20 protein-coding genes are annotated in these 18,910 nt (G+C 69.2%); 10 read left to right on the top strand and 10 right to left on the bottom strand.

Translation table 11 applies throughout. The annotated features are described in order from the left end of the window. Positions 1–47 precede the first annotated feature (47 nt). Positions 48–866: a hypothetical protein gene (locus AB1L88_RS18465; RefSeq protein WP_367098160.1), complete on the bottom strand. Its 819-nt coding sequence runs from the start codon at positions 864–866 to the stop codon at positions 48–50. Beyond that, complete coding sequence (locus tag AB1L88_RS18470) at positions 859–1,713, bottom strand: glycosyltransferase (RefSeq protein WP_367098161.1); 855 nt, start codon at positions 1,711–1,713, stop codon at positions 859–861. The genes AB1L88_RS18465 and AB1L88_RS18470 overlap by 8 nt, the downstream gene beginning before the upstream one ends. 326 nt (positions 1,714–2,039) lie before the next feature. On the opposite strand from AB1L88_RS18470, the gene AB1L88_RS18475 reads away from it, so the two are divergent. The 3 genes from AB1L88_RS18475 to cobA are packed head-to-tail and all read left to right on the top strand — an operon-like array spanning position 2,040 to position 5,105. Beyond that, positions 2,040–3,272, top strand: a complete 1,233-nt coding sequence (locus AB1L88_RS18475; RefSeq protein ID WP_367098162.1) for an MFS transporter — start codon at positions 2,040–2,042, stop codon at positions 3,270–3,272. 22 nt (positions 3,273–3,294) lie between these two features. Further along, positions 3,295–3,516: a hypothetical protein gene (locus AB1L88_RS18480; protein WP_367098163.1), complete on the top strand. Its 222-nt coding sequence runs from the start codon at positions 3,295–3,297 to the stop codon at positions 3,514–3,516. 38 nt (positions 3,517–3,554) lie between these two features. Next, positions 3,555–5,105, top strand: coding sequence for a uroporphyrinogen-III C-methyltransferase (gene cobA, locus AB1L88_RS18485; protein ID WP_367098164.1), 1,551 nt, complete (start codon positions 3,555–3,557; stop codon positions 5,103–5,105). Positions 5,106–5,124: 19 nt separating this feature from the next. Here the strand turns inward: cobA and AB1L88_RS18490 are convergent, their stop codons facing one another. The 5 genes from AB1L88_RS18490 to purD form a co-directional block, all read right to left on the bottom strand. After that, positions 5,125–6,186 carry a hypothetical protein gene (locus AB1L88_RS18490; RefSeq protein ID WP_367098165.1) on the bottom strand — a complete coding sequence of 354 codons (1,062 nt, stop codon included), beginning with the start codon at positions 6,184–6,186 and terminating at the stop codon, positions 5,125–5,127. 117 nt (positions 6,187–6,303) lie between these two features. After that, positions 6,304–6,486, bottom strand: a complete 183-nt coding sequence (locus AB1L88_RS18495) for a hypothetical protein (protein WP_367098166.1) — start codon at positions 6,484–6,486, stop codon at positions 6,304–6,306. Positions 6,487–6,638: 152 nt separating this feature from the next. Next, positions 6,639–7,127 carry an Hsp20/alpha crystallin family protein gene (locus tag AB1L88_RS18500; protein WP_367098167.1) on the bottom strand — a complete coding sequence of 163 codons (489 nt, stop codon included), beginning with the start codon at positions 7,125–7,127 and terminating at the stop codon, positions 6,639–6,641. Positions 7,128–7,184: 57 nt separating this feature from the next. Further along, the gene (locus tag AB1L88_RS18505) at positions 7,185–7,628 is read right to left on the bottom strand and encodes an Hsp20/alpha crystallin family protein (RefSeq protein ID WP_367098168.1); all 444 of its coding nucleotides are present in this window, start codon (positions 7,626–7,628) and stop codon (positions 7,185–7,187) included. A gap of 327 nt (positions 7,629–7,955) precedes the next feature. After that, positions 7,956–9,509 carry a phosphoribosylamine--glycine ligase gene (purD, locus tag AB1L88_RS18510; RefSeq protein ID WP_367098169.1) on the bottom strand — a complete coding sequence of 518 codons (1,554 nt, stop codon included), beginning with the start codon at positions 9,507–9,509 and terminating at the stop codon, positions 7,956–7,958. Positions 9,510–9,815: 306 nt separating this feature from the next. Here purD and AB1L88_RS18515 point away from each other — a divergent pair, with 306 nt between their 5' ends. The 6 genes from AB1L88_RS18515 (at position 9,816) to AB1L88_RS18540 (ending at position 14,210) form a co-directional block, all read left to right on the top strand. Continuing rightward, on the top strand, positions 9,816–10,838 hold the full coding sequence (locus tag AB1L88_RS18515; RefSeq protein WP_367098170.1) for an aspartate-semialdehyde dehydrogenase: 1,023 nt from the start codon (positions 9,816–9,818) through the stop codon (positions 10,836–10,838). A 24-nt stretch (positions 10,839–10,862) separates the two neighbouring features. After that, positions 10,863–11,357 (top strand): hypothetical protein, encoded by a 495-nt coding sequence (locus AB1L88_RS18520; RefSeq protein WP_367098171.1) that lies wholly within the window; start codon positions 10,863–10,865, stop codon positions 11,355–11,357. Between the two features lie 181 nt (positions 11,358–11,538). Next, entirely contained in the window at positions 11,539–11,814 is a 276-nt protein-coding gene (locus AB1L88_RS18525; protein WP_367098172.1) for a type II toxin-antitoxin system ParD family antitoxin, read from the top strand. Further along, positions 11,811–12,137, top strand: coding sequence for a type II toxin-antitoxin system RelE/ParE family toxin (locus AB1L88_RS18530; protein WP_367098173.1), 327 nt, complete (start codon positions 11,811–11,813; stop codon positions 12,135–12,137). The genes AB1L88_RS18525 and AB1L88_RS18530 overlap by 4 nt, the downstream gene beginning before the upstream one ends. A 93-nt stretch (positions 12,138–12,230) precedes the next feature. After that, the gene (truA, locus tag AB1L88_RS18535; RefSeq protein ID WP_367098174.1) at positions 12,231–13,001 is read left to right on the top strand and encodes a tRNA pseudouridine(38-40) synthase TruA; all 771 of its coding nucleotides are present in this window, start codon (positions 12,231–12,233) and stop codon (positions 12,999–13,001) included. Between the two features lie 12 nt (positions 13,002–13,013). After that, positions 13,014–14,210, top strand: coding sequence for a glycosyltransferase family 4 protein (locus AB1L88_RS18540; protein WP_367098175.1), 1,197 nt, complete (start codon positions 13,014–13,016; stop codon positions 14,208–14,210). On the opposite strand, the gene AB1L88_RS18545 is transcribed toward AB1L88_RS18540, so the two are convergent. Beyond that, positions 14,139–16,019, bottom strand: a complete 1,881-nt coding sequence (locus tag AB1L88_RS18545; RefSeq protein WP_367098176.1) for a glycosyltransferase family 39 protein — start codon at positions 16,017–16,019, stop codon at positions 14,139–14,141. The two genes, AB1L88_RS18540 and AB1L88_RS18545, sit on opposite strands and share 72 nt — an antisense overlap. 213 nt (positions 16,020–16,232) lie before the next feature. Between AB1L88_RS18545 and AB1L88_RS18550 the strand changes: the two genes are divergently transcribed. Continuing rightward, positions 16,233–17,477, top strand: coding sequence for a hypothetical protein (locus tag AB1L88_RS18550; protein WP_367098177.1), 1,245 nt, complete (start codon positions 16,233–16,235; stop codon positions 17,475–17,477). 24 nt (positions 17,478–17,501) lie between these two features. Here AB1L88_RS18550 and AB1L88_RS18555 read toward each other — a convergent pair whose 3' ends face one another. Together AB1L88_RS18555 and AB1L88_RS18560 are read right to left on the bottom strand one after the other, a co-directional pair. Further along, entirely contained in the window at positions 17,502–17,960 is a 459-nt protein-coding gene (locus AB1L88_RS18555; RefSeq protein ID WP_367098178.1) for a hypothetical protein, read from the bottom strand. A 59-nt stretch (positions 17,961–18,019) separates the two neighbouring features. Next, a complete protein-coding gene (locus AB1L88_RS18560) occupies positions 18,020–18,748 on the bottom strand; it encodes a DUF1080 domain-containing protein (RefSeq protein ID WP_367098179.1) in 729 nt (242 codons plus the stop codon). Positions 18,749–18,910 lie beyond the last annotated feature (162 nt).

The following is an 18,910-nucleotide window of genomic DNA, read 5'->3' on the forward strand; positions in this document are numbered from 1 at the left end:
GGCGGTCCCGAGCCGGCCCGAGCCGCGGCCGAAGGCGCGACCGGGACCTATTCCTCGGCGTCGACCTCATCGACCGGAAGCCGCCCGGCCCCCTCATCGATCCGGATGTGCAGGCGGAGGGCGTCGACGACCCTGGCGAGACTCTCGCTGCTCATCGCCTCGGGGGCCCGAATCCGGACGACCTTGCCCGCGTCGCTCCCCCAGAGCAACAGGTCGATGCGGACTCCCGGAGCGACGGCCTCGCTTCGCGTCGCTGCTCGGGGCGGGGGGGGCTGCTCGGGCGGATTGGGTTCGTTTCGGACGGGAGGCCGGAGGGCCTCGATGGGCGGCCGGGCCGGGGCGGCGCCCTCCGGCCTGAGCACGCCGTCGTCGCCCAAGGCCCCGGCGAACCGCGCCGACTCCACGAACGCCTCGGCCGCCGCCAGCTTGGCCGAGGCCGTGATCTGGTAGCTGTGATAGAGCAGGTTCGCCAGCCGTTCCGGGTCGGGCATCCGCCGGTCGGCCAGGCGGACGAGCAGGTCGGAATAGAGCGGCGGCGTCTTCAAGGCCTCCCGATAGAGCCGGGGCAGGTCGGCCGGTTCGACCGGGTGGAGGATCGACCGGGAGAGGGGAGAGATGCGGTAGCCCGAGCCTTCGAGCGTCAAAAGGCCGAACTGCCGGGCCGCGCTCAGGCGGGTCGAGAAGGTCCGCGTCTTGATGCTCTCGAAGCCCAGCGAGGCCGCGATCGCCTCGGCCGAGGTGCCGTCGAGCCCCTGGTCATCGACGAACCGGGCCAGTTCGATCGCCTCGGGGAGCGGGGCACCGGGATACCGGGCGCTGCGCTCCCGACGCGCCCGGGCGGCGGGAGTCTCGGGATCGTCACTCACTGGGCACCCCCGACGACTCTCGCCTCGCCAGCACGAAGGCCGCCGCCAGCACGGCCGCCAGGAAGACCAGCACCGCCGCGGCCCAGATCCAGTCTCGCCCCGCCAGCGCCGCCGCGACCGCCAGCGCCGCCGCGGCCAGGAGCAACGGCCGCCACGGTCGGAGCCGGAGACTCAGGCGGAGGATCATCCTCAGGATGCGGAGGCCGTCCCGGAATGCGTTGAGCTTGCTGTGCGTCCCGGCGATCCGGGGGCGATACGGCACCGGATCCTCGACCACCCGCAACCCCCGACCGACGGCCTCTCCGGCCAGCTCGGTCTCAATCTCGAACCCTTCCGATCGCAGCCGCATGGTCCGCATCGCCCGGGGCGAGAAGACGCGGTAGCCGGAGAGCAGATCCGTGGTCCCCGGCCCGACGAGCACCCAGAACCCGACCCCGATCAGCAGATTCCCGAGGCTCCGGACCGGCGACATCGCCCCCGCTTCGGCGATCGGCCGGCGGATGCCGACCGCCATGTCGGCCCGACCCTCTAGGACGGCCGCCAGCAAGGGGCCGACGGCCGAGGCCGGATAGGTGCCGTCGCCGTCGATCATCACCACCGCGTCGCGGTCGGCCAGTGCGGCGAACATCGTGCGCACGACGCAGCCCTTGCCCTGTTCCGGCACCGGGATGACCGTCGCCCCGGCCTCAGCGGCCACGGCGGCGGTCCGGTCGGTCGAGTTGTTGTCGAAGACCGCAATCTCGGCCTCGGGCAGCTCCCGACGCCACTCGGCGACCACGGCGCCGATCGCCGCGTCCTCGTTGTAGCAGGGGATCGCCACGGTCACCCGGGGTGACGTTGACGGCATTGGATCACTCAACGGACTTCCATCGGCCTCGCGCTGGCATTCGTCAAACCTCCCGACCCGGGGTCACGATGCCCCATTGTTCCCCCAACCGCCTCGCGAGGCAACGCGGAGTCAGCCCCCTCGGCGGACATTCCTCCCGTTGTCCTCCCCCGGGCCCGGCCGATATGATTGAGAACCGATCGGCCCGCGTCCGTGTCCGTCACGGAGGCGGGTCGATTCGTTCCGCGTCCGGATGACCTCGTCCGCCGGTCTGCTCCGCAAGGACTCGGCGAATCGCCTCGAATTCCCAAAGGATTGCTCCCCAACGGGCCAAAGGAGATGCGTTCGTGACGAGCCGCCGGGTGATCAGCAACGGGGTGGCCTTCCTGATCGTCTTGACGTTGGTGCACCTGATCATCGATGCGTTCGCCGCGTCGGTCCACCCGCTCTGGCCCGACCTGCAGAAGCGGCTCGGCGGCGGCGCGGCCATGATTCAGGCGGCCTTCCTGTTCTGGAGCCTCACGACCTCGGCCAGCCAGCTCGTCTTCGGCTACTTCGGCGACCGCTACCGAGGGGGCTGGATGCTCTGGGCCGGCCCCCTGGTGGGGATCGCCTGCATGGGGGCGGTCGGCCGGGCCGAGTCGCTGCCGGTCCTCGTCGGGCTGTTGATGCTCGGCGGCCTCGGCGTGGCGGCCTTCCATCCGGAGGCGGCGGCGGCCGTCGGCCACGCCCTGCCCGAGTCGAGGAGCCGGGCCATGTCCCTTTTTGCCACCGGAGGGTTCCTCGGCCAGTCGCTCGGCCCCCTCGGGAGCGGCTGGATGTCGGAGCGGTACGGCCTGTCGTTCCTCGTCTGGAACATCACCTGGGGGCTGGCCCTGGTGGCGATCCTCACCCCCTGGCTCCGGTCGGCCACCGCCTCGATCGGGTCGAGCCAGAACGGGCGAGGGGTCTCGCTCCCCGAGTTGATCCAGGCCAGCGGCAGCCGCCTGGGGACCCTCGCCTGGGTCGGCGTCCTGCGCACCCTCCCCGCGGCCGGGGCCCCGATCGCCCTGGCCTTCCTGCTCGAATCCCGAGGGGCGGGCAACAGCCGGATCGGCCTGGTCCAGGCGGCCTTCTTCGGGGGCATCGGCCTGGGGGGGCTCGTCTGCGCCGCGTTGGTGAGCCGGCACCGGGAACGGATGGTCCTCTGGCTGCTCCCGATGCTGGCGGCCCCGTTGCTCGCCGGCTGCCCGGTGGTGGCCGGCCCGTGGATGGTGGCGGCCTCCGGGGCGCTCGGCCTGATCGTCGGGCTGGGCCTGCCGGTGTTCATCAGCTACGGCCAGCAGCTCGTGCCCGAAGGGCCCCGGATCGCCAGCTCGATCACGATGGGGGTGACGTGGGGCCTCGGCGGCGCCCTCGTGGCCGGGATCATGGCCGTGAGCAATCACCTGGGTCGGCCGGAACTGGCGTTCCTCACCTTCGCGGCCTCCTCGTTACTCGCGGGCCTGGCATGCCTGCGGCTCCCCGAACCGGGCAAGCACCTGTTGAAGGCGTCTCCCGTGGTGCTCGACCCGGCTCGACCGGGGGAGGCCGTCGCCTGATCGATCGGAGCGAGCAGCCTTGATGGACCTCGTCGTCTTCACCGCAATCCTGGCCCTGGTGCTCGTGCTTCCGGCTGTGTTGCTCGTGCAAGTCGGGATCGACTGGATCGGTGATCGGATCGAGGACCACTGGCCCGACCGGACTCGTGCGGCTTCCCTTCGGTTCTGGTTCCGGCTGCTTGCTCCGTGTGTTCTTTCGATCGGCTTGCTCGTCCTGCTGGTCGCCATGACCCTCAACCGCTGACCGCTTCTTCCCCGCTCGAATCCCCCCATTGAGAAGCCATGAACACGCAGGTCGGGACTGTAACGCTGGTCGGCGCCGGCCCTGGTGATCCGGGGCTCCTGACCCAGGCCGGGGCCGAGGCGATCGCCCGGGCCGAGGTGGTCGTCTACGACCACCTGGTCCAGTTGCGATTGCTCGACCTCGCCCCCGCCCACGCCGATCGCGTCTTCGCCGGCAAGCAGCGGGGCCGCTGCCCGGTCCCTCAGGACGAGATCAACGCCATGCTCGTCCGCTTCGCCCGGGAGGGGAAGGCGGTCGTCCGCCTCAAGGGGGGCGACCCCTACGTCTTCGGCCGGGGGGCCGAGGAGGCCGAGCACCTCATCGCCCATGGGGTCCCCTTCCGGGTGATCCCGGGGGTGACGGCCGGGGTGGGCGCGACCTCCTACGCCGGCATCCCCGTCACCCACCGCGACGACACCTCGGCCGTCGCCTTCGTCACCGGCCACAACGAGCCCGGCGACCCGGGCGACCGCATCGACTGGCCCGCCCTGGCCCGGTTCCCCGGCACGATCGTCTTCTACATGGGCCTGCGGCACCACGCGGCGATTTGCGCCACCCTGATCCGCCTCGGCGTGGATTCGTCCACCCCCGCGGCGATCGTCTGCAACGGCGCCACCGCCGCCCAACGCACCGTGGCCGGAACCCTGGCCACGCTGGCCGGAGTCGTCTCCGCGGCCGGGCCGGGCATCGCCTCCCCCGCCTTGCTCGTCGTCGGCCGGGTGGTCGCGCGCCGCGAGCCGCTGGCCTGGTTCGAACGCCTGCCGCTGTTCGGCCGGACCATCGTCGTCACCCGGCCGATCGGCGAATCCGACCCCTCCGCGGCCGACCTCGAAGCCCTCGGCGCCGAGGTCGTGATCGCCCCGACCGTCCGGATCCTCCCGATCGACGACCCCGGGCCGATGGACGACGCCATCGACCGCCTGCCTGCGTTCGACTGGCTCGTCTTCACCTCGGGCAACGGCGTCCGGCACTTCCTCGACCGCCTCGAAGCCCGAGGCCGCGACCTCCGCGCCCTCGGCCACCTGAAGCTCGCCGCCATCGGCCCCGCCACCGCCGAGGCGCTGGCCCGATACCGACTCCGGGCGGACCTCGTCCCCGAGTCCTTCCGCTCCGAAGGACTCGCCGAGGCGTTGGCGCCGCTCGTCTCCGGCAAGCGTGTCCTGCTCGCCCGGGCCGACCGGGGCCGCATGGTCCTCCAGGAGCAGCTCTCGCCGATCGCCCACGTCGAGCAGATCCCCGTCTACCGCAATGCCGACGCCGACGCCTTGACCCCCGACGTGCTCGATCGCCTCGAACGCGGCCCGGTCGACTGGATCACGCTGACCAGCTCGGCCATCACCGCCCGACTGCACGCCTTGCTCTCGGACTCGGCCCGCAAACGGATCGAGACCGGTGCGATTCGACTGGCCAGCATCAGCCCCGTCACCAGCGAGGCCGCCCGCCGCCTCGGCTGGTCCATCGACGCCGAGGCGACCGAGCACACCTGGCCCGGCCTGCTCCGGGCCCTCGTCTCCGCCGAAACGAGCCGGAAGTCCCCCAACTCCGATTGATCGACCGCCCCGGGCAGGCTCAGGGTGCCGAAGGCGTCAGCGCCAGGTCGCCCGGCGTCGAGGTCCAGTCAGCCCCCTGGGGGTGAGGCGTCCCGCCGTCGTCCTGACCGTCCGGCCCGACGGAGTAGAGGACGAACCCCGTTTCCGAGTCGGCGACTCGATAGACGAACGGCCCGCCGGCGAAGGGATCGGTCGGCAATTCGTTCAGGAATTCCGGCACGAGCTGTTCGAGCCGATCGGGCACAGCCGAATGCCGGGCTTCGTAACCTCGAATGGCCAGATCGACGGCCAGGAGTCGCGTCAACGCCGACGCCCGGAGCGAGGCATTCCGGCCCGATTCCAGCGCGGGGAGGAGCAGGCCGTCGAGCCTGCCGCGTACCCCGGGGACGAAGGTCCGGGCGAGCCTCAAGCCCCGAGGGGCGGTCTCGAGGCCCCAGGCCGTCTCCAGGGCGATCGTCTCCTCGATGTCGGGCCGATCGGACTCGAAGGCCATCACCGCCTCGGCGAGCGTCCGGCACTGATTCTCGTCCAGGTCGTCCCTGAGGAGCCGGAGCTGTTCCCGCCCGGTTCCCTCGATCGCGAAGCCGACGAGGGCGTGGATCAGGAGGCCGTTCCGCGTCCCGTTGCGGGACAAGCGGAGGATCGCCAGCGACCGATCGGCCGCCGCGTCGATCTGCCCATCATGCCGCGCGACGATCGCCTCGGCCACCATCAGGCGGGCGAGCATCCGGAGCGCCCCCAGATCCCGCATGTCCGCATCGTCCTGGGTGAAGCGCAGCGGGACGCCGCTCGGCAGTTCGAGCCCCTGGTCCGCGACGACCATCGCCTCTCGATTGGCGAGGACCCAGGCCCGCAACTCCTCAGGTTCGGCCTCGTCGAGCTCGCCATCGTTCGGCGGCGGCCCGTCGATCATGAGGCCCGCCTCGACGAGCCGGTCGAGGCCGTTCGGGTCGGGGATCGGCGGCGGGGCAGGGGGTGCGGGGCGGAGGATTGATGCAATCACGGTCAGGGCGACAGCGACCACGACCACGAGGAGGGGGGCGAGGACCCATCGGATCCGGCGGCGCGATCGGCTCGGCATGGGACGAATCTCCTCGGACCGGACGCCCTCGGCGGGCGGGGTGTTACGGGGGATTCGTCCGCTCGGCCCGGATCTTGAGCGGGGGGAAGGGCGGGTCGCGAGCCGGGGGAGGGCCGATTATCGCAGTTCTCGATAGGTTTCGACCCCCTGCCAGATCACGAAGGCGGCACCCAGGATGAACAGGATGTCCAGGGCGATGAATCGCCCGAAGATGCCGAGGGCCAGATCAAGCACAAAGAGGAGGGCCACCAGCCCCGCGACGATCATCGACGCGAAGCAGAGGATCTTCTCGGTCTCCATGACGGACGCGCTCCAGGCGGACGACGGACGGGAGGAGAGCCCTTTTGCATGACTCTACCATATGCGACGGGGCCACGAGGGGCTTATCATGCCCGGGCGGGGCGCGCCGATCAAGCCGGCGACCTCGGCCGTTGCCCGGAAGATACGCGAAATCAAGAAGCTGGGCCATTCCCGTCGAGCCCCTTGATCTCGATCCGACGCGGCTTGGCGCGCTCGGCCTTCGGCAACGAAATCCGCAACACCCCATGTTTCAATTCGGCTGAAATGCGCGAGCGATCCACTTCATCGCTCAGAATGAAGGTCCGCTGGTAGCAGCCGAACGGGAATTCCTCCAGCAAGACTGACGCCGAATCGGGGGCCGGCCGCCGGGCCTCGGCCCGGAGGGTGAGGAGATTGTCCTCCAGCTCGATCGCCACCGAGTCCTCGACCGCGCCGGGCACGTCGGCCAGGAGCACCAACCCGTCCGGCTCCTCGAAAATGTCGATCAGGGGCGTTTGCACGAAGGTCGGAGGGGTCGCCGCCGCCGGCCGGGCCGCCGCGGCAGGCTCGGCCGCCGGGGCCGAACGGGGTGCATCAGGAGACGCATCGTCCCCCTGCGGGCGGCCGATGGGGACCGGGATCGGGCGCTCTGGGGTCGACATGAACAAGCCTCCGGAGATCGATCGGGAACGAAGAAGGACCGCGACACCTCCGCGCGATTAGCCCGGGGTGGCGACGGCGATCTGCCGGGGCCGGGCCTCGGCATCCTTCGGGAGCGTGACGGTCAGCACGCCGTGGGCGAATTGCGCCGAGGCGGCGGCGGAATCGACCCGCTCGGGGAGCGTCACCGACCGCCCGAAGCGGCCGAACGGCCGTTCCTGCCGCCGGAAACACTCGTCCGACGCCCCCTCGGGCCGGCGCCGCTCCCCCCGGAGCGTCAGCGTCTCGCCGGTGATCGTCAGGTCGATCTCCTGGGGGGCGATCCCCGGCAGCTCGGCCGTCAGGACGTACTGCTCCCCGGTGTCATACAGGTTGATCGCCGGGAAAGGCCGCGCGAATCGCACCCCCAGCGACTCGATGTTCCCGAGGATCCGCCCGACCTCTCGGCGAATCTCCCGGAACGGGTCCCAAGGGCCGGGGCCTTGCCACTGTAAGCCATTCATGCGCGACGCTCCCTCCTCCAGGATCGCGAAACGATTCAGCGATCACTGATGGAAATGAATTCACGCACGTCCCGTGCCGCTGGCGAGGCGTCCGGATGGATTGTGTCGCAACCGATTTCTTGTAAACAGGTTAGGGTTATTGGCTGCGGTCCGCCGGCCATGAGTTAGCACGAGCTGACGGGGGGTGGGCTGCAAAAATGGCAGGCGGGGCGGGGGTGACCCGCCTGGCAACGCGCGGGGTGTCAGATCGGCAGCCCGGGACGCGCCCCGGTGCGTCCCGAGGCTGATTCGAGGGTGAGGTGCTGCCGACCGATTGCGGTGAAGGGATCAGGGCTGATCGGCCGTCTCATCGGTCGCGGTCGACGGCGACGGCGGCGTCGGGGATTCGACCTTCAAGGCCCGGTCGGCGATGTCGTGCCGATACCAGCCGCCCGTGAACCGGATGGCGGCGGCGGCCTGGTAGGCGCGTTCCCGGGCCTGGGCGATGGTGTCGCCGATCGCGGTGACGTTCAGGACCCGACCGCCGTCGGTCACGGTCCGGGGCCCCTGCGGCTCGTTCCGCAGGGTCGTCCCAGCGTGGAAGACCTTCACCCCTTCGACCCGGTCGGCCTCGTCCAGGCCGTTGATCGGCCGGCCGCGGTCGTAGTTCCCCGGATAGCCCTCGGAGGCCATCACCACGGTGATCGCCGGCCTCGGATCCCAGTCGAGCTCGACCGTGTCGAGCCGCTCGTCGACCACGGCATCGAGCGCGTCGAGCAGGTCGGAGCGCAGGCGCATGATGACCGCCTGGATTTCGGGGTCGCCGAACCGGACGTTGAACTCCAGGACCTTCGGCCCTTGCTGGGTGAGCATCAGGCCCGCGTACAGGACCCCCCGGAACGCCTTGCGCGATCGCTTCATGGCGTGGACGATCGGCACGAGGATCTCGCGCTCGACCTCGACCATCAGCTCGGGCGTGACGATCGGGGCGGGGGAGTAGGCCCCCATGCCACCGGTGTTCGGCCCCTCGTCGCCGTCGAACGCCCGCTTGTGGTCCTGGCTCGATTCGAGCGGGATGATCGTCCGGCCGTCGGTCAGGGCCAGCACACTCGCCTCGACGCCGTCGAGCCGCTCCTCGATCAGGACCCGATCCCCGGCCCTGCCGTAGGCGTGCCGGACCATGATCTCGTCGATCGCCGCGAGCGCCTCGCCCAGGTTCCGGCAGACGTACACCCCCTTGCCCGCCGCCAGGCCATCGGCCTTCACGACCAGGCCGATCGGGCGGGTCAGGACGTAGCGACGGGCCTCCTCGATCGTCTTGAACCCCCGACGCTTGCCTCGCTCGTCGAACTCGACCTCGGCCGAGCCGGGCACAATCACCTGACGAGGGTCCAGGATCGCCTCGATCGCCTCGATCGCCTCGGCCGCGGTCCGGCAATGCTGCGTCCCCCGGACGGGAGACTTCCCCTTCGGGCGGAGCGTGAGCGCGACCTCGCGGGACAGGATATACTGTTCGGCGTCCGGGGCCCCCCGGAAGACGCGGAACTCGGCCGTCGGGATCCCGGCCTGCCGCATCAGCTCCTTGGCGAAGATCTTGCTCCCTTCCAGCTCCGCGGCGTCCTTGCGCGGTCCGAAGATGCGCAGACCCTCGCGCTGGAAGGCATCGACCAGGCCGTTGACGAGCGGCTCCTCGGGGCCGACGACCGTCAGGCCGATGTCCCGCGACTTGGCGAACCGGATCAGCTCTTTCGTGTCCTTGGGATCGATCGCCACGTTCTCGGCGTCGCGAGCGGTGCCGGTGTTCCCCGGGGCGCAATAGACGGTTGTCACGCGGGGGGATTGGCCGAGCTTCCAGCAGAGGGCGTGCTCACGACCACCCTTGCCAATGACCAGAACGTTCACGGATCGACTCCCTGCGGCTCTCCGGATCGGCCTGAGGTCAGGCCGACTCATCCTTTTCGTGTTCTCTTCTGTGTGGCTCGAAGCAGATCATTGTACTCGGCGTCGCTCAAATTCGCGGCGCCTTCTTTTTTTTCCAACCCGATGGGAAATCGAACCGAATCGCGACCGAGGTGAGCGTTGGAGACGTGGTTTCGCATCCGTCGATCCGCTAAACTCAAATGATCCGTTGCGACGCGACCGGCCCGAAGCGCCGATCGGCGCTTGTTGAGATTCTCAGACAGACCAGGACGAGAGGAGCGATTTGCCGTGAAGCGCGTTGCTGTGGTCGGGGCCACCGGGGCCGTCGGAGAACGCATGATTCGATTGCTGGAGGAGCGCGCGTTTCCGGTCCAATCGCTCACCTGCCTCGCCTCGGAACGCTCGGCCGGGGCCAACCGGACCGCCCGGTTCCGTGGGCAGGATCTCCCCGTCGAGCCGATCCGCGAGGAGGCGTTCCGCGACATCGACATCGTCCTGTCGAGCGTCCCCGGCTCCGTCTCCCGCCAGTGGAGCCCCATCGCCGCCGCGGCCGGGGCCGTCGTGGTCGACAACTCCAGCGCCTTCCGGATGGACCCCGACGTCCCCCTCGTCGTCCCCGAGGTCAATGCGCACGACATCCCGAAGCACAAGGGGATCATCGCCAACCCCAACTGCTCGACCATCCAGATGGTCGTCGCCCTGAAGCCCCTGCACGACGCCGCGGTCATCCGCCGGGTGGTCGTCAGCACCTATCAATCCGTCTCCGGCGCCGGCCAGAGCGGCCTCGTCGAGCTGGAAGAACAGCTCGAAGCCCTCGTCCAGAAGCGTGACTGGCCCGAGCCGTCGAAGTTCGCCCACCCGATCGCCGGCAACTGCCTGCCTCACATCGACGTCTTCCTCCCCGACGGCTACACCAAGGAGGAGCGGAAGATGATCGACGAGACTCGCAAGATCATGGGAGACGCCTCGATCGAGGTCGTCCCCACCTGCGTCCGCGTCCCAGTGCCCTTCTCGCACAGCGAGTCGATCCTCGTCGAGTTCGACCGCCCGATCACTCCCGACGACGCCCGATCCCTCTGGGCCAAGGCCCCCGGCGTCACCGTGCTCGACAACCCCGAGCACAACCAGTACCCCCTCGCCGCCGACGCCGAAGGCCACGACGACGTCTTCGTCGGCCGCATCCGGCAAGATCCGAGCCGCGCCGATGCCCTTTTGTTCTGGTGCGTGAGCGACAACCTCCGCAAGGGCGCCGCCACGAACGCGGTGCAGATCGCCGAGGAACTGGTGAAGCTCTCCCCCGTCAATTCCTGACCGCCTTTCGGACGGACGATCGGCATGACCTCCCACCCGCTCGACCTCGACGCGGCCTGCTGTCGCCTCGTGCTCAACGACCTGAGCGGGGAGGAGGTGGTTGCCATCGCCGAGCATGCCCTGGACCAAGAACGCTGGTGTGATGAATTCTGCGTCCTCGTTGGCCTGAAGGACCCTTTGATCCGGGAGGTTGAACCAATTTTCGAACGCGGGCTCAGGACGCTTGGTCTGAAACGTCCCAGCGTCGAAGAGGCCCTCATTGGCGTCGGTTGCTGGCGGTCGATGCAGGTCCTTGATGGGACGACCTCTCCCGCCCTTGCTGCCTGGGGTCTTCGGCAACTCGCCATGAAGCACTGGTCCCATTGCGATCCGATCCTCCCGTTCGTCTCGCTCGACGAGGATCGCCAATTGGCTGATTGGGAGGACTGGCACGAGCTCCAGGCGCAGAGTGATCGGGCTATCGTTGAGGAGGCCCAACGATTCCTCCGCGACCATTCGCACGCCTTCCCCCACCCGTGACGATGCGGAACATCAAGTTCACCCTCTGCTACGACGGCGCCGGATTCCACGGCTGGCAGCGCCAGCAGGGGCGGTCCAGGGCGAACTCGAAGCAGCGAGGCGAGCAAGCGTGCATCAGTTGGCGCCGCTTGGCAATTGAGAAGGCGAGTGGTAGTCTTGGCGGGAGTGGAGGCAGCCTTTCATGAAGATACACGTCTCGGAACGCTGGGAGCCCTTTATTCGTTCCCAGATGCAAAGCGGGAAATATGCGTCCGAGGATGATGTGGTGGACGAAGCCCTTGATCTGCTCAGGCAGCGCGAGGCCGAGCAGGCCAGGGAGCGAAGTCGGGTCGAATCCCTGCTCATCCAGGGGCTGGATTCGGGGCCTGCCACGCCGATGACCCCCGACGATTGGGATGAAGTCGAGCGGGAAGGGCAGCGGCTCATCGCCGAGCGCAAGGCGAAACGCCCCCGATGAACGAGGGGATCATCCTCAAGCGGCCGGTCGCTCGCTTCGACCTGGCCGCGTGTTACGCTTACATCGGGGAGCGAAATCCCGATGCCGCCCATCGGTTTCGCCTGGCCGTCGAAACCACCATGGCGATGTTGGCTGCTTCGCCCGGAATCGGTTCTCCTTACGAAGTTGAGAACCCACGCCTGGACGGGCTCCGATGCAGCCAGGTCAAGCGGTTCCGCAATTATCTGATCTTCTACCTGACCATCGAAGGCGGGATCGAGGTCATCCGCGTCCTGCACGCGGCACGAGATATTCGAGCGATTTTGGAATATGAGCATGAGTGAGTGGGAAGTGGGCGAGTTGGTGAATCACCGTGTTCCAGCGGATCGACAACGATCCCTCCGCGACCATTCGCACGCCTTCCCCCACCCGTAACGATGCGGAACATCAAGCTCACCCTCTGCTACGACGGCGCCGGATATCACGGCTGGCAGCGCCAGCCGGGGCATCCCACGATCCAGGGGGAACTCGAATCGGCGATTGAGCAGATCCTCGGCGATCGGCCGACGACCCTGGCCAGCGGCCGGACCGATGCCGGGGTCCACGCGATCGGCCAGGTCGTCACCTTCACGTCCGAGACGACCCTGACCGCCGAGGTCCTCATCCGGGCCATCAACGCCAAGCTCCCGCGATCGATCCGGGTCCTCGATGCCGAGGACGTCCCGCCCGACTTCCACGCGACCCTCAGCGCGACGAGCAAACGCTATCGCTACGTGATCGACAATGCCCGGATCCCGGACCCGTTCCGGCGGCACTATTGCTGGCACGTCGGCCACCCGCTCGACGCCCCCCGGATGCACCGCGCCGCCCAGGCGCTGAAGGGGACGCACGACTTCCGCAGCTTCGAGACCGAGTGGCCGAACCGCCAGACCAGCGTCCGCACGATCTTCGACATCGCGGTCTCGCGTCACGAGCACCTGGTGCATGTCGAGGTCGAGGCCGACGGCTTCCTGTACAATATGGTCCGGGCGATCACCGGCACGCTCGTCCTGATCGGCAGCGGCCGACGCCCCGAAGCCTTCGCCGCCGAGGCCCTCGCCGCGCAGGCTCGCCGAGACGCCGGCCCCACCGCCCCGCCGCAAGGGCTGTTCCTGCTCTATGTCCGGTACGACGGCGAACGTCCCACCACGAACCAGGAGAGGCCCTGACGCCTCGTCTCCATGCGCATCGTCCACGTCATCACGCGCCTGATCCTCGGAGGCGCCCAGGAGAACACCCTCCTGACCGTCGAGGGGTTGCACCACCGCCACGGCGATGACGTGACCCTCATCACCGGCCCCGCCGAGGGCCCCGAGGGGGACCTGTTCGACCGCGCCGAGCGGCAGGGGCTGAAGGTCGAACTGATGCCCGAACTCGTCCGGGCGATCCGACCGGGCACCGACTGGAACGCCTATCAGAAACTCCGCCGGGCGATCCGAAGGCTCCGGCCAGAGGTCGTCCACACCCACAGCTCGAAGGCCGGGATCATCGGCCGGGCCGCCGCCTGGGATGAGAAGGTGCCGCTCGTCGTCCACACGATCCACGGCCTGCCCTTCGGGCCGTCGGAGACGCCCTGGCGCAATCGGCTCTACATCGGCCTGGAGCGCTGGGCGGCGAAGCGGTGCCACGCGATCGTCAGCGTCTGCGACGCCATGACCGAGCAGGCCCTCGCCGCCGGGGTCGGCGTCCCCGAGCAGTTCACGACGGTCTACAGCGGCATGGAGGTCGAGCCGTTCCTCCATCCGCCCCGGCCCCGCGACGAAGTGCGCGGAGAGCTGGGCCTGGCCGATCACGAGGTCGCCTTCGCCACCGTCGCCCGATTGTTCGAGCGCAAGGGGCACGAGGACATCCTCGACATCGCCCCCCTGGTGCTCCGGCAGAATCCGGACGTCCGCTTCGTCTGGATCGGCAGCGGCATCCTCCGCGACCGGCTCGAAGCCGAGGCCGATCGGCTCGGCATCCGCCACGCGATCCGCTTCACCGGCCTCGTGCCGCCGGATCGCATCCCGGAGTTGCTCAACGCCTGCGACGTGGTGTTGCACCCGAGCTATCGGGAAGGGCTGGCGAGGGTCTTGCCCCAGGGCTTGATCGTCGGCCGACCGGCGATCAGCTATGACGTGGACGGCGCGCGAGAGGTCGTCCTGCCGGAGACGGGCATCCTCGTGCCCTTCCTCGACCGCGATCGGCTGGCCTCGGCGATCCTCGACCTGGCCGGGAACGCCGACCGGCGAGCGGCCCTCGGGCGTGAGGGCCGTCGCCGGTTCGCCGATCAGTTCCGGCAGGAGACGATGGTCGATCAGCTCCGTTCACTTTATGCGGAGCGACTCCAGGGTCTCTCGGCCCCGGGCGACGGCCGGCACCGGGCCGCCGTCGGGTGACGTCGTCCCCGGCTTCGGTCGGATGACGACCAGGGTCAACTCCTCGTTCCGGAACCGCTCGACGTTGAACCCCTCGACCTCGCCTCGGATTTCGACGTCCAGCCGGGGGTGATTCCGGAGCATCTCCAGCTCCAGGGGCATCAAGGCCGAAACCAAAGCCCCCGTGCGTCGGGCGAAGTTGTCGGCATCCACCCGGCCCAGCAGTTCCGGGATCGGGTAGCCGATCGAATAGATGATCCCCGGCGGCTTGAACGACGCCAGGACCGGCACGGCCCCCTCGGTCCGCTCGATCTGGTCGAGCGCCTTCGCCACCTTCTGCGGCAGGCGATACGGCTCGACCGACGGCAGGAACCAGGCCCCCATGATCAGCAAGACCACCGCCCACGACCCGACCAGGCTCGCCGCCGCCCGTTCGGTCGCCCCGTTCCGCAGGCGATCGACGGAGTAAAGCGTGCCCAGGCCGATCACCACCGCCGCCGCGAGGCTCGGCCACCGCAGGGCCCCCGGCAGGGCGACCGCGCCCGCCAGGCCGCCGACACTCAGCGCGATCCCGACCCCGGCGAGCAGGCCCAGCGAGGTGCTGCCGAGCGTCCATCGCCTCAGGTTCAGTTCCGACCGCGAGAGGGCGACGATCAGCCACCCCACCGCCAGGGCACAGGCCGGATAGGCGGGCAGGTAATAGTGGATGATCTTCGTCCGCATCACTTCGAGCAGCAGCAGCGGGCCGATGATCCACCCCAGCACAAACGCCGCCTCGGGCATCTGCCTCCGCTGCCGCCAGAGGCCCACCAGGCCGGCCGGCAGCAAGGCCGACCAGGGGTAGAGCAAGGGGAGGGTCAGGACCGCGTAGTAACCCGGGAAGCCGCCGTGCGTCTCGATGGCCTCGGTCGCTCGCTTCACGACGTGGTAGCCCCAGGCCACGCTGAAGAACGACCCGTCGCTGAGGATCCCGATGGCGACATACCAGGGGGCCGCGATCGCCAGGAACAGCAGGAATCCCCAGTTCCTGACGAACCATCGGCCCGTCACCCGGAGCGTCAGCGCGATCATCGTGGCGGGCACCGCCACCAGGCCGGCCAGGCCTCCCCGGGCGATGGCCTCGCGGAACCGCAGGCCCTCATCCAGGCCCGACGCATCGGGCCAGAGCGGCCCGATCAATCGGCGATACCCGGCCGTCGGCCCGCCCCACCACCAGGTCATGATGGCGGCCGAGGTCAGGATGACCGGGCCCGCCGGCCCCTTGGTCAGGACCGAGAGCGCCAGGCACGACCAGAAGGCCGCCGTCAGCCATCGGCTCGGCCGTTGGCTCAGTTCCCAGACCGACCACTGCGCGCCGATCAGCCAGAGCAATAAGGTCGCGTCCGTCGTCGCCAGCTTCGACTCGGCCACCATGATGGGGGCCGTCGCCAGGGCCAGGGCCGCCCATCGGCCTTGCGCCGGCCCGAACAGCCGGCGGCCGAACCCCCAGATCAGGAGGCAACTGGCCGTCCCCGCCAGCGACGAGGCGAGCCGGGCGCCGAACGGATTATCCCCCCCGATCGCCGTGCCGCCGAGCATCAGCCAGTAGATCAGGACAGGCTTGTGATAGCGCGGCTCGGCGTTGAACGTCGGCTGGATCAGGTCGCCGCTCTGGCGCATCTCCCGCGTACAGCCGGCATAGCGCGGCTCGTCACGGTCCCAGAGGCTCGCCCGGCCATTGCCGGCGAGGTTCAGGGTCAACGCCAGGAGACCAATGAGGGCAGCCTCCCGCCAGGGCAGTCGACGACGACCTTCGTGGGGGGCTTCGGCAAGCGTTGCGGGAGCGTCCAACGGTTCCCTCCCTGGGGGTCACTGCGATGCGGGGCGGCGATCGCATCCTTGCTCGGGGTGGACAACCCCGGCCGCCCGATCCCGAGCGGGATCTGGCGGAATTCCAGACCCTTCGGGCTCGTCGCAGGATTTCTATAATCGATCGGCTCGTTCCTGTTGAGCCCGATTTCCCGAAGATTCTCGACCGGCCCCGCGGCCGGGGAGCCCCTCGCCATGTCCCAGGCCGAGACCGAGGCCCAGGCCCTCCTCCGTTCCGGTGCCCTCTACCCCGATCGGGTCGGGCTCCGGCCGCGCGATGACCTCCTCATCTTTTTCGGCGTCAAACACGGCGCATGTTCGCTCTATTTCGGGGACGATCCAAGCTACCACTTCGACCTCGAAGGCCGATGGCTGCGCTGCTACGTCGATCCCAGTCATTTGATTCGACGGCTCGACGGCTCGACCCAGGCGATCGACCGGCCCCGGGTCAATCATCAGATGCTCCTCGATCGCCGGACCCTCGACGGTACCGAGGCCGCCGCCCTCGACGAGTCGATCCGCCGGATGGCCCTCGACCTGATCGACCGGCTCGACTCGGGAGCCGTGTCCCTGGTCCCTCCTCCCGCCCCCGCGCGATCGATCGAGGCCGATCGACTCCGGGCGATGCTCTCCCGAATCACGCGATGGGATGCCGATCGCTGGGCCGAGCACCGCCGATCCTTCGCCGACACCTATGGGCCTCTTCCCATCCTCCCCCCCGACAGCCAGGATGCCCTCGTACTGCAAGCGACCCATCCTTCAGCATCAGGAGACGGGGCCGAAGCCCGATCTCCCGAGGCGTTCGCCGCCCATTGCCGCGCCGTGGCCGACCTGCTGGGGCGAGGGATCGTCCCGTATCGCAACCTGTTCCTGGCCGGCCCCGACGTGTTGCGGCGCCCCCCCGAGGAGGTCGAAGCGTTCCTCCGGATCGCGACCAGCACCTTCCCGCTCGCCGAGTCCCCCGCGCCCGCGAGGCGTTCGGATCTGCCCGTCGATCGCCCGCATCGCGAGGGGATTCACGTCATGCTCGGCGCGGCCGACGGCCCCGTGCCCGATGCCGCCGCCTGGGCCCGATACCAGGGGCTCGGCCTGCGTCGCGTGACCTTCGGCCTGGCATTCGGGGCCGTCTCCGACCCGGCCCTTCCCATCGCCCCTCTCGATGGGCTCCGCCGGCTGATCGCAGAGGCCCGGGCCGCTCGCATTGCCGTAAGCCTCTTGATCTGGCCCGGATCGATCGCCCCCTCGGCCGAGGCTCGGGAACGTGACCAGGCGGCGGCCCTGATCTCATCGCTCGGACTCGGCAAGGGCGACCACGTCTACACCGTCGAGGACGACGAGGCCGCAGGCCCGACCACCGCCCTGCGCGCAGCCCTGGCCCCGCTCCGGCAGACGCTCGGCGTGAAGGTCTTGCCCTACCGCCTGAAGAAGCAGGGCCTCTGAGTCGTGTCTCGGCTCCCCGGTCGATTACTCCATGCCTGCCCCGGCCGGGATCGGCTCCTCCTCGGGGACCTCGGCCGGGTCTCCCGGGGCGGGGACGTCGGCCTCGGCCTTGAGCCGCTGCTGCGTGGGGTCGGGCATCCCTTCGGGCCAGATGTAAAATCCCCCCTTGTGAATGGGAGCAATCTCCCAGGTCCCCCAGATCCCTTTGCCTTCGTTGAAACCCGAATAGAAGACGTCGTGGCGGCCGACGTAGGATTTGACCCAGTGGCACGAGCCGTCTTCCAGCGAGTAACGGCCCCGGACCAAAAACAGGCCGACCCGATCGCGCCCTTCTCCCGACAAAACGCCCTGGCGAAACGTCAGGTGCAGCTCCATCCCGTGACGGCCGGGCAGTTCCTTCTGGAGGAAGAAGCCGACCCAGGGGCCGGACGGGAACCGGGGGTCGGCCTCGGTCGGCGGTATGGGGGTGTCCGTCTCGCTCATGGGATGCCGAACTCCGTTCCGCGATTCCAAGAACACAAAACGCACCGGCGCCTGCGGCGTCACGGGGAGCGATCGTCCCCCGATCGATCGGCCTTCAGGTCCTTGATCCTGACGTTGCGATACCAGGCCCGTGCGCCGTGGTCCTGGAAGGCGACATGACCGACGCGGGGATGGTCCTTGATCGCCGTCAGGAACTTGTGCCGCGAGCCGTCCGGGCGTCGGCCAGGCTCGGTCCACTCCTCGGCGTCCAGGCTCGCGGTCTCGGTGCCGTTGACGGTGATCGCGACCCTCGGGCCTTCGCAGCGGATCTCGACCTCGTTCCACTCCCCGGCCGGTTTCGCCACGTCCGAGGCCGCCGGGACCAGGTCATAGATCGCGCCGAAGCTGTGAATGCCGGTCCCCCCCGGGCCGACCTGGCACTCGAACCCCGTCCTCGGGTTCCGGGACGGCGGGCCGTGGTGCGTCTTCGGGTCGACGAGCCGCACGAAGATGCCCGAGTTGGTCGTCTCGGTGTCCTGCTTCACCTCGCACCGGAGGATGAAATCCTCGAACACGTCCTCGTGATAGACGAACGCCCCGCCGTTGCGGAAGACCTGGAGGGTGCCGTCCTCGATGGGGCCGTCGTACGGGGTCCCGTCGCCGTTGCGCCAGCCTCCAGGAGAGGTCCCGTCGAACAGGACGCGCCAGCCGTCCTCGTCGGACGGAGGGGGTTCGGCGGTCGCGTCGATCGGCGTCAGGTGGAGGGTCACGGCGAGGGCCAGGACGGCCGGCAGCTTCCGATGGGTCATCGAGACGGGCTCCTTCGGTGCGATGCGGAGTCGCTTGCCACTGTACTCGGACCCGCACGCCGGCTCAACGCTCGATTCGGACTCGCCACGCCCCTGGGCCCCCCGAAACGTCCCGGTCGACCCCCTCGATTGCAGACTCGGGGGTCACCCTCGCCCCGATCG

Origin of the sequence: Tautonia sp. JC769 (assembly GCF_040717455.1) — a bacterium.
In the GTDB taxonomy this organism is placed as follows: Bacteria; Planctomycetota; Planctomycetia; order Isosphaerales; family Isosphaeraceae; genus Tautonia.

What these genes read in the sequence shown, in the direction of transcription:
- AB1L88_RS18555 (WP_367098178.1), bottom strand. Translation starts at nt 17,960, where the DNA reads ATGAGCGAGACGGACACCCCCATACCGCCGACCGAGGCCGACCCCCGG.
- AB1L88_RS18525 (WP_367098172.1), top strand. Translation starts at nt 11,539, where the DNA reads ATGAAGATACACGTCTCGGAACGCTGGGAGCCCTTTATTCGTTCCCAG.
- AB1L88_RS18540 (WP_367098175.1), top strand. Translation starts at nt 13,014, where the DNA reads ATGCGCATCGTCCACGTCATCACGCGCCTGATCCTCGGAGGCGCCCAG.
- AB1L88_RS18560 (WP_367098179.1), bottom strand. Translation starts at nt 18,748, where the DNA reads ATGACCCATCGGAAGCTGCCGGCCGTCCTGGCCCTCGCCGTGACCCTC.
- AB1L88_RS18505 (WP_367098168.1), bottom strand. Translation starts at nt 7,628, where the DNA reads ATGAATGGCTTACAGTGGCAAGGCCCCGGCCCTTGGGACCCGTTCCGG.
- AB1L88_RS18500 (WP_367098167.1), bottom strand. Translation starts at nt 7,127, where the DNA reads ATGTCGACCCCAGAGCGCCCGATCCCGGTCCCCATCGGCCGCCCGCAG.
- truA (WP_367098174.1), top strand. Translation starts at nt 12,231, where the DNA reads ATGCGGAACATCAAGCTCACCCTCTGCTACGACGGCGCCGGATATCAC.
- AB1L88_RS18470 (WP_367098161.1), bottom strand. Translation starts at nt 1,713, where the DNA reads ATGCCGTCAACGTCACCCCGGGTGACCGTGGCGATCCCCTGCTACAAC.
- AB1L88_RS18550 (WP_367098177.1), top strand. Translation starts at nt 16,233, where the DNA reads ATGTCCCAGGCCGAGACCGAGGCCCAGGCCCTCCTCCGTTCCGGTGCC.
- AB1L88_RS18520 (WP_367098171.1), top strand. Translation starts at nt 10,863, where the DNA reads ATGACCTCCCACCCGCTCGACCTCGACGCGGCCTGCTGTCGCCTCGTG.
- AB1L88_RS18530 (WP_367098173.1), top strand. Translation starts at nt 11,811, where the DNA reads ATGAACGAGGGGATCATCCTCAAGCGGCCGGTCGCTCGCTTCGACCTG.
- cobA (WP_367098164.1), top strand. Translation starts at nt 3,555, where the DNA reads ATGAACACGCAGGTCGGGACTGTAACGCTGGTCGGCGCCGGCCCTGGT.
- AB1L88_RS18490 (WP_367098165.1), bottom strand. Translation starts at nt 6,186, where the DNA reads ATGCCGAGCCGATCGCGCCGCCGGATCCGATGGGTCCTCGCCCCCCTC.
- AB1L88_RS18480 (WP_367098163.1), top strand. Translation starts at nt 3,295, where the DNA reads ATGGACCTCGTCGTCTTCACCGCAATCCTGGCCCTGGTGCTCGTGCTT.
- AB1L88_RS18495 (WP_367098166.1), bottom strand. Translation starts at nt 6,486, where the DNA reads ATGGAGACCGAGAAGATCCTCTGCTTCGCGTCGATGATCGTCGCGGGG.